The sequence below is a fragment of the Nioella sp. genome (assembly GCF_964229645.1).
Lineage (GTDB): Bacteria > Pseudomonadota > Alphaproteobacteria > Rhodobacterales > Rhodobacteraceae > Nioella.
The window spans coordinates 1-7,588 of sequence record NZ_CAXREX010000012.1 but is presented as its reverse complement, the minus strand read 5'-3'; the positions used below and the strand labels follow the sequence as shown (position 1 = coordinate 7,588).

General features: G+C 65.2%; 9 protein-coding genes. 2 read left to right on the top strand and 7 right to left on the bottom strand.

All coding sequences use genetic code 11. The annotated features are described in order from the left end of the window. On the top strand, positions 1 to 565 hold a 565-nt coding region (locus tag ACEQXV_RS00770; protein WP_370267408.1), incomplete at its 5' end, for an aminotransferase class I/II-fold pyridoxal phosphate-dependent enzyme. Between the two features lie 72 nt (positions 566 to 637). On the opposite strand, the gene ACEQXV_RS00765 is transcribed toward ACEQXV_RS00770, so the two are convergent. Both ACEQXV_RS00765 and ACEQXV_RS00760 read right to left on the bottom strand, forming a co-directional pair. Then, entirely contained in the window at positions 638 to 1,828 is a 1,191-nt protein-coding gene (locus ACEQXV_RS00765) for an alanine--glyoxylate aminotransferase family protein (protein ID WP_370251175.1), read from the bottom strand. A gap of 54 nt (positions 1,829 to 1,882) precedes the next feature. Next, positions 1,883 to 2,587 (bottom strand): TIGR04283 family arsenosugar biosynthesis glycosyltransferase, encoded by a 705-nt coding sequence (locus ACEQXV_RS00760; protein WP_370267406.1) that lies wholly within the window; start codon positions 2,585 to 2,587, stop codon positions 1,883 to 1,885. Between the two features lie 57 nt (positions 2,588 to 2,644). Here ACEQXV_RS00760 and ACEQXV_RS00755 point away from each other — a divergent pair, with 57 nt between their 5' ends. Further along, positions 2,645 to 3,409 carry a folate-binding protein YgfZ gene (locus ACEQXV_RS00755; RefSeq protein WP_370267405.1) on the top strand — a complete coding sequence of 255 codons (765 nt, stop codon included), beginning with the start codon at positions 2,645 to 2,647 and terminating at the stop codon, positions 3,407 to 3,409. Here ACEQXV_RS00755 and ACEQXV_RS00750 read toward each other — a convergent pair. The 5 genes from ACEQXV_RS00750 to yghU all read right to left on the bottom strand — a co-directional run bounded on the left by ACEQXV_RS00750 (position 3,383) and on the right by yghU (position 7,435). Further along, entirely contained in the window at positions 3,383 to 4,219 is an 837-nt protein-coding gene (locus tag ACEQXV_RS00750) for an EamA family transporter (protein WP_370251172.1), read from the bottom strand. The two genes, ACEQXV_RS00755 and ACEQXV_RS00750, sit on opposite strands and share 27 nt — an antisense overlap. A gap of 80 nt (positions 4,220 to 4,299) precedes the next feature. Next, the gene (locus ACEQXV_RS00745) at positions 4,300 to 5,580 is read right to left on the bottom strand and encodes an MFS transporter (RefSeq protein WP_370267404.1); all 1,281 of its coding nucleotides are present in this window, start codon (positions 5,578 to 5,580) and stop codon (positions 4,300 to 4,302) included. Between the two features lie 100 nt (positions 5,581 to 5,680). After that, complete coding sequence (locus ACEQXV_RS00740; RefSeq protein ID WP_370251170.1) at positions 5,681 to 6,043, bottom strand: DsrE family protein; 363 nt, start codon at positions 6,041 to 6,043, stop codon at positions 5,681 to 5,683. Between the two features lie 70 nt (positions 6,044 to 6,113). After that, positions 6,114 to 6,566, bottom strand: coding sequence for a methylated-DNA--[protein]-cysteine S-methyltransferase (locus tag ACEQXV_RS00735; protein WP_370251169.1), 453 nt, complete (start codon positions 6,564 to 6,566; stop codon positions 6,114 to 6,116). Then, entirely contained in the window at positions 6,563 to 7,435 is an 873-nt protein-coding gene (gene yghU / locus ACEQXV_RS00730) for a glutathione-dependent disulfide-bond oxidoreductase (RefSeq protein WP_370267403.1), read from the bottom strand. The genes ACEQXV_RS00735 and yghU overlap by 4 nt, the downstream gene beginning before the upstream one ends. Between the last annotated feature and the right edge of the window lie 153 nt (positions 7,436 to 7,588).

The window sequence follows — 7,588 nt, the reverse complement described above, 5'->3', positions numbered from 1 at the left end:
GGGCTGCCTTCTGGTGCTGGACGAGGCCTATTCCGACACCGCCCCCGAAGGCGCGATCCCGCCGCTCGACGTGACCGACACCCGAGTGATACGGATGCGCACCTTTTCCAAGGCCTATGGGCTGGCCGGACTACGGGTGGGTTATGCCATTGCCGAGGCGGAGCTCATCACCGCCTTCAACAAGATCCGCAATCACTTCGGCATGGGGCGCGTGGCACAGGCGGCGGCCCTCGCGGCGCTGTCGGACCAGAACTACCTGAACGCCACGATCTCCCGAATTGCCGAGGCCCGTGACGCGATCGCGCGCATCGCGCGCGAAAACGGCCTGACGCCACTGCCCTCGGCCACGAATTTCGTGACCATCGACTGCGGACGCGACGGAGATTTCGCCCGGGCGGTTCTCCAGTCGCTGGTGGCGCGAGGGCTGTTCGTGCGCATGCCCTTCACAGCGCCGCAAGACCGCTGCATTCGCGTCTCCTGCGGGACGGAAAAGGAACTGGCTGCCTTCGCCGAGGCCCTCCCCGCCGCCTTGACCGATGCGAAGGCCTCGGAAAAATCTTCCTGAAGATTTTTCCGGGCCGCAAAATTCTTCGGGAAGAATTTTCGAACGGTTAGACGAATTTTCCTGAAAATTCTTCTAACCCTTGGCGATGACCTCTGCCGCCGCGTCCAGCCCGCCGGGCCCGTGGGGAATGCCCAGGGCGACCATGCCGGCCTGGATCGACGACAGCACGCCAAGCACCATGTGGGCGTTCACATGCCCCATATGCCCGATCCGGAAGATGCCATTGGCTTCCTCTTCAGGTGCACCAAGCGGAATGCCCAGGGTAATCCCGGCCTCCTTTTCAAGCCAGTGGCGCAGGCGCGTGCCAGCCACGCCGCCCATCCGTACAGTGGTAACCGCGTGCGACCGGGCCGTCGGATCGGCGATGTTGAGCGCGATCCCGGTTCCTTGGCCCCAGGCCTCGAATGCGGCCCAGACCGCACGGGCCAGCACAGCGTGCCGGTGCCACACGGCTTCCAGCCCCTCTTCGTGCAAGATCATGTCGAGCGCTTCGCGCAGCCCGTAGAGATGATGCGTCGGCGCGGTTCCACAGAAATGCTGGTAATAAAGCGCCGGATTGGCACGCGGTCGCCAGTCCCAGTAGGGCGTTACGCAGTTGGCCGTTTCCCGTGCCGCATCGGCCTTGTCGTTGAAATAGACGAAGGCCATGCCCGGCGGCACCATCAGGCCCTTCTGGCAGCCGGTCACCATGACATCGACGCCCCAGTCGTCCATGTGGAATTCATCGACGGCGAGACAGGCTATATTGTCGGAAAAGAGAAGCGCCGGATGCCCGGTATCATCGAGAACCCGGCGCAGTCCGGGGATGTCGTTCTTGACGGAAGACGCGGTATCGACCTGCACCGCCAGCACAGCCTTGATGCAATGGTCGGTATCGGCCCTGAGCGTCTCGGCCACCCGATCGAGATCAACCTTGGCGCGGAAGCCGAAATCGATCACCTCGGTCTCGATCCCGAGGCCGCGGGCCATCTCGCCCCAGCCCTGGCAGAAGCGCCCGGTGCCCAGGATCAGGATCCGGTCACCGCGCGACAGCGTGTTGGTCAGCGCCGCTTCCCAGGCCCCGTGGCCATTGGCGATGTAGATCGCTACGTCGTGCCGGGTGCGGGCCACTTTCTTGAGGTCCTCGACAATGGTCGCCGTCATGTCCACCAGCGGCCCGGTATAGATATTTGGCGCCGCCCGGTGCATCGCCTGCAAGACACGATCGGGCATGACCGAAGGGCCGGGAATGGCAAGGTAATGGCGACCGTTGGCAAGGCTCATGGCGGGTCCTTTCTGCAGGGTATGTGCAAGCGGTAGCCGCCTCTGTGGGCGGGGTCAATCGCCCCCGTGATACTGCCGGGCCAGCCGGTCGGGACGCGCGCCAAGACGGTAGCGGGCGAGCGTCAGAAGGTTCGCACCGCCGCGCCTCAGCCAGCCCTCGCGTTCATAGCGTTCGGCCGAGGTTCGGGCCTCGACGGGCAGCATCGTCAGCCTCCCATTCAGGGCGCGCGCGATTTCCACATCTTCCATCAATGGCAGGTCCCGATAGCCCCCGATGCCCTCGTAAACCCTGCGGGCGATCAGCAATCCCTGGTCGCCATAGGGCAGGCCGAGGGCCTGCGTGCGCCAATTGGCCCAGGCCGCAACGCGGCGGGCGGCGGGCGCATCGCTGCGAAAGGCCAGGCGAAAGCAGGCCGCCTTATCCGGCGCGGCGTTCATATGAGACAGGACCGCCCCGGCCCACCCAGGGGCAAGATGCGTGTCCGCGTGAAGGAACAGGAACCACGGGGACAGGGCTGCGTTCGCCCCACGCGCCAATTGTCCACCCCGCCCGGCCGGACCGCTGATCCAGACGGCCCCCAGTTCACGCGCGGCGTCCCGGGTTTCATCGCGCGACCCGCCGTCAGAGATGACAAGCTCGCGCACGAGCCCCATCTCGACGCCCTCCATCAGCGCTGCCGTCGTCGCCGCCAGCAGCGGCGCGGCGTTCAGCGTGGGAATGATGATCGACAGAGGTGCCGGCAAGTTCACGAAGCCCATGGTTCAGGTGGCGATCCCGCCCTATATGACGGGGAGCGCGCGAAAAGGAAAACGGTGATGATCGGCGAAAAGGCAGAGGGACGCACGGTTCTGCGGATAACCGGGGGGGATCGGACCCATTTCCTGCATGGGCTGGTGACCAATGACGCCAGGCCCGGACAGTTGGTCTATTCGGCGCTGCTCAGCCCGCAGGGCAAGTTCCTGGCCGATTTCTTTCTTCTGGACCGGGGTGACGAGATCCTGCTCGACGTTGCCTCCGATCTGGCGCCCGGTCTTTTCCGCCGGCTGTCGATGTACAAGCTGCGCGCCGATGTGAAGATCGAGGATAGCGGGCTGTCGGTTGCCCGTGGACTGGGAGACGCGCCGGAAAGCGCCTTGGCAGACCCGCGTCACGCAGAGCTTGGCTGGCGGGCCTATGGCGTCCAAGGCGGGGACCCGCAGATCAATTGGGACGCGATCCGGGTTGCCCATTGCATTCCCGAGACCGGCATCGAGTTGATCCCCGAGGACAGCTACATCCTCGAAGCAGGCTATGACCGCCTGCATGGCGTCGACCACCGCAAGGGCTGTTATGTCGGCCAGGAGGTCACCGCGCGGATGAAGCACAAGACGGTGCTGCGCAAAGGGCTGGTCACGGTCGAGATCGACGGGGTGGCCCCCGTGGGCACCGAGATCATGGCGGGTGACAAGCCTGCGGGCACGCTCTTTACCCAGTCGGGCGGGCGGGCAATTGCCTATCTGCGCTTCGACCGGGCCGGGGGCGACATGACGGCGGGCGACGCCGTCCTGCGCTGGTCAGAGGCGGGTCAGCACGACGCCTGAGACGATCAGGACCGCGGAGATGATCTTGCCCCGGTCCATCCTGTCCCCGAACAGAAGCCAGCCCATGAGCACCGCGAAGAGGATCGAGGTTTCGCGCAGTGCGGCTACAAGCGCCAGCGGGGCCACCGTCATCGCCCAGACAGCGATGGCATAGGCCGCGAAACTGGCAGCGGCGGCGATCAGCCCCATCAGCCAGTCCCGGCGGCTGGCCCGGATCACCTCGACCCCGCGCAGCGCGATTGCCGCCGGTGTGTAGAAGCTGGCCGACAGCATCATCAGCCACCCCACATATTGCAGCGGATCGCCCGCCACCCGCGCTCCAAGCCCGTCGGCCAACGTGTAGCCCGCCGTGGCCAGGGCTGACCCGAAAGCGAAGGGCAGAAGGCGCCGCGACTCCCCGTTGGTGAAAACGCCGCGCGCCATGAAGGCGATACCGGTCCCGAGGACGAAGACGCCCACGTAGTCCATCACGCCCATTTCGTCGGACAGGAAGAGCACGCTGACCAACAACACCATCATGGGCGCCGCTCCGCGGGCGATCGGGTAGACCCGGCTGAGGTCCCCCTGCTCGTAGGCGTAGGCCAGAAACAGCTGGTAGGCCATGTGGATCAGCCCCGAGGCCAGGAGCCAGGGCCAGACTTCGGCCGCGGGGAAAGGCTTGGTCAGCGCAAAGGCAAAGCCGATCAGCGCATGCCCGACCGACAGCAGGAACATCGAGGTCTGTTTGGACAGGCCTGTCTTGATGATGGCGTTCCAGCCCGCGTGCAGGAGCGCCGCGCCAAGGACCGCCATGAAGACCGTGAAGGACATGCCTTTTTTTCCGTCCAGTTCTACCCGATCCGCCGATTTAGCACGGAAGGAGGGGCGGCGCAAAGCCCCAAGATGGGATGCTACCTGGCCTGTGGCGGGTCTTCCGGCTCGACCGGCACGGCGATCACGCCGAATTCGGGCGCGGGTTCCGGGACGGGCATGCGCGCCCGGCGCAGGCCAAGCCTGGGGTGTAGACGGCCCGCCAGCCCCCAGGCCAGCAGCAACGCGCCTCCCGACAGCGCGAAGATACCCGAGAGCGGGGCCACCAGCAGCAGGAGCCAGGCTGCGCCCGGCGTCAGGATGCCAGACACGTCGCGGAAGCTGGAATAGACGGCGGACATCTCGGTCCGTTCCGAGGGTTTGACCGCCATCAGGAATGGCAGCCCCCCGCAGACATCGAGCAGGATCAGGAAGAATGACACCGAGGCGAGGGCGATGACCGACACTACCGGCCAGCCCGACAGGGCAAAGGCCGCGAAGGACAGCAGGGCCGCCCCCATGAACCCGGTCTGCACCGACTGGCGCACCGGACGCCCCTGCATCCAGCGCAGCATGAGCGGCGTGATGAATAGCAGCCCGTTAGAGATCGACAGCATGGTGCCGCCCAACTGGTCGCTGAGGCCCGCGTTGACCGCGAAGATGGGCAGGTAGACCACGTAGACCCACCAGCCACAGGACCGGATCACCGCAAAGAGCCAGCCCGCCACAAGCCGAGGCTGCGCGGCGAAGCGGCCAAGGTAGGCCAGAGGATTTGTGGCAGGTCGCCTGGCCTTCTGGATCAGCTTGCCATTGCCGAGCCGCAGGTAAAGGAAGGTTCCCAGAAGCCCCAGGATTGCCACGCCGGAAATCAGGAACGGTGCCGGGCGCCACCACTCCATCAGGAAGACGCCGGCCACGGGTCCGATCGTCCAGCCCGCCGCGCTGTAGAACATGCGCAGGGTCTCGCTCCGGCCAAGCTCTACCCGCTCGATATAGTCCAGCACATAGGCATTGAAGCAGACGAAGAGCGTGGCAACCGCGACCGTGGTCAGGCCGAGGGTCACCACGATCAGTCCCGGCAAGAAGGCCCCGATCATCGCCCCTGCAAAGAAGGTCAGCGCCGCGCCGGAATAAAGCCAGCGTCGTGGGATGAAGCGGTTGAGCCACGGCACCAGGAAGCCCGCGACCATGGAAAGAAGCCCGACGATGAAATAGGCCTCTGACACCGCCCTGGCACTGCCCAGGGTTTCCAGCATTGCCAGCGGCATCACCGAAATCAGGATGCCGCGCGCCACCGCCTCGCAACCTGCAAGCGTGGCGAATCCTTTCACGCCCGGCGCGGGGGCGTGGCGCAGCCATTCGGGGATACGTCTTTCGTGCATGGGAACCGGGGTCTGAAATACCTTCCGACCCTAGGCGACCTTGCCCCCCTGTCTTGCCTGCGCGCGACCCCGTGAAGGTCGCGGACAGGCCCTTACGGGTTTAGTAGCACAGCACCTTGGTGGCCTCGTCGGCGAGCCCCACCAGCACGTCGGGCATGGCAAATTCCGCCGGATGCCCCTCCAGCAGGCTGGCGTCATAGCCCCGCGCCTTGGCCGACATGCCAGACAGGTAAAGCCGCCCGCCATGGGCCTCGATCTCGGCCAGGTGGTCCTTGAGTTTTCCGGTCCCCTGCCCCTCCAGCGTTTCGATCACTTCGGGGTCGAGCAGGCGCACCCCGTCACCTGCCATGAATACCCGCACGTCGTGACCGGCCTTGAGCGCCGTTGCCGCCACCAGGCAGCCAAGCGTGGCCTTGGTCGGGTTTTCCGGCCCGGTATGGATATGGATGAGAAAATCGGACATCGCTTCCCCCCTTTTGAACACGTCCCGAGGTGGCAGCATAGCATGAAACCGATTTTTCATCCAAAATCAGTCAGATCAGGAGGGATGCCGCCCCTTCCAGCCGCAGAAGGGCCACCTTGGTCTCCACCCCTCCAGCACCGGAAAAGCCGCCAAGGCCAGTGGACGACAGCACCCGGTGGCACGGAATGAGGATCGGGATCGGATTGGCCCCGCAGGCCTGCCCGATGGCCTGGGCAGACACGCCCAACTCTGCCGCCAGGTCGCCATAGGTGCGGGTTTCGCCGTAGGGAATGGCGCAAAGCGCGCGGTAGAACCCCTGCTGGAATTCGGACCCGCGCGGGGCAAGCGGCAGGGTGAAATGTCTCAGATCGCCCGCGAAATAGGCGGCCAGTTCCCCGGCCGCCCTTTGCAACAGGTCCGATGCGGGCGGGGCGTCCTGGTCCCGCCATTCCAGCGCGGTGATGGCCCCGTCCGTTTCGGTCAGGGTCAGGCGACCCACGGGGCTATCGACGCAAGAAATCATTCCGCGGCGTCGAGCTTGTCCTGCGTTCGGGTCTCGAAATCCGAAGCGTCGTGACGCTCGTGCAGCTGCGTCGAGGGGTGGCCGGCCGTGCGGTTGACCATCCTGCCACGCTTGACCGCCGGGCGCGCATAGATGCGCTCAGCCCATTCGACCACATGGGTGTAGCTGGCCACGTCCAGGAACTCTGCCGCGCCATACTGCCAGCCCTTCACCAGCCCGCCATACCAGGGCCAGATCGCCATATCGGCGATGGAGTATTTCCCGCCCGCCATCCACTCATTCCCGGCAAGGTGACGGTCCAGAACGTCGAGCTGGCGCTTCACCTCCATCGCGAAGCGATTGATCGGGTATTCCCATTTCTCGGGGGCGTAGGCGTAGAAATGGCCGAAGCCGCCCCCCAAATAGGGCGCGCTGCCCATCTGCCAGAAGAGCCAGTTGAGCGTTTCGGTCCGAGCAGGGCCAGAGGCAGGCAGGAACGCCCCGAATTTCTCGGCCAAGTGCATCAGGATCGAGGCGGATTCGAAGACACGCACCGGTTCCGGGCCAGAACGGTCGACCAGCGCCGGGATCTTGGACTTGGGGTTCACCTCGACAAAGCCGGACCCGAACTGGTCCCCCTTGCCGATGCTGATCAGCCAGGCGTCGTATTCGGCATCGTGACCGGCGGCCAGAAGCTCCTCCAGCATCACGGTGACCTTCACCCCGTTGGGCGTCCCCTGCGAATAAAGCTGGAACGGATGTTTGCCGACGGGCAGATCCTTGTCATGGGTCGCCCCGGCGATCGGGCGATTGATCGAGGCGAAGGCCCCGCCATTGTCCTTGTCCCAGGTCCAGACCTTGGGCGGCTCGTAGGGTTTGGGGTCACTCATTAGGGTATCCTGTCGGGGTCAAGCGTGTCTTGGTGGCAAGATAGGGTGTCACGCCACCAGAGGAAAGGCGCGGTGCCCCCTGCGTGGATGCACAACCTCGATGCGCCGGGTTTCGCCGGGCGGTGCAAAACCGCATGCCACCGATTGCGCCGT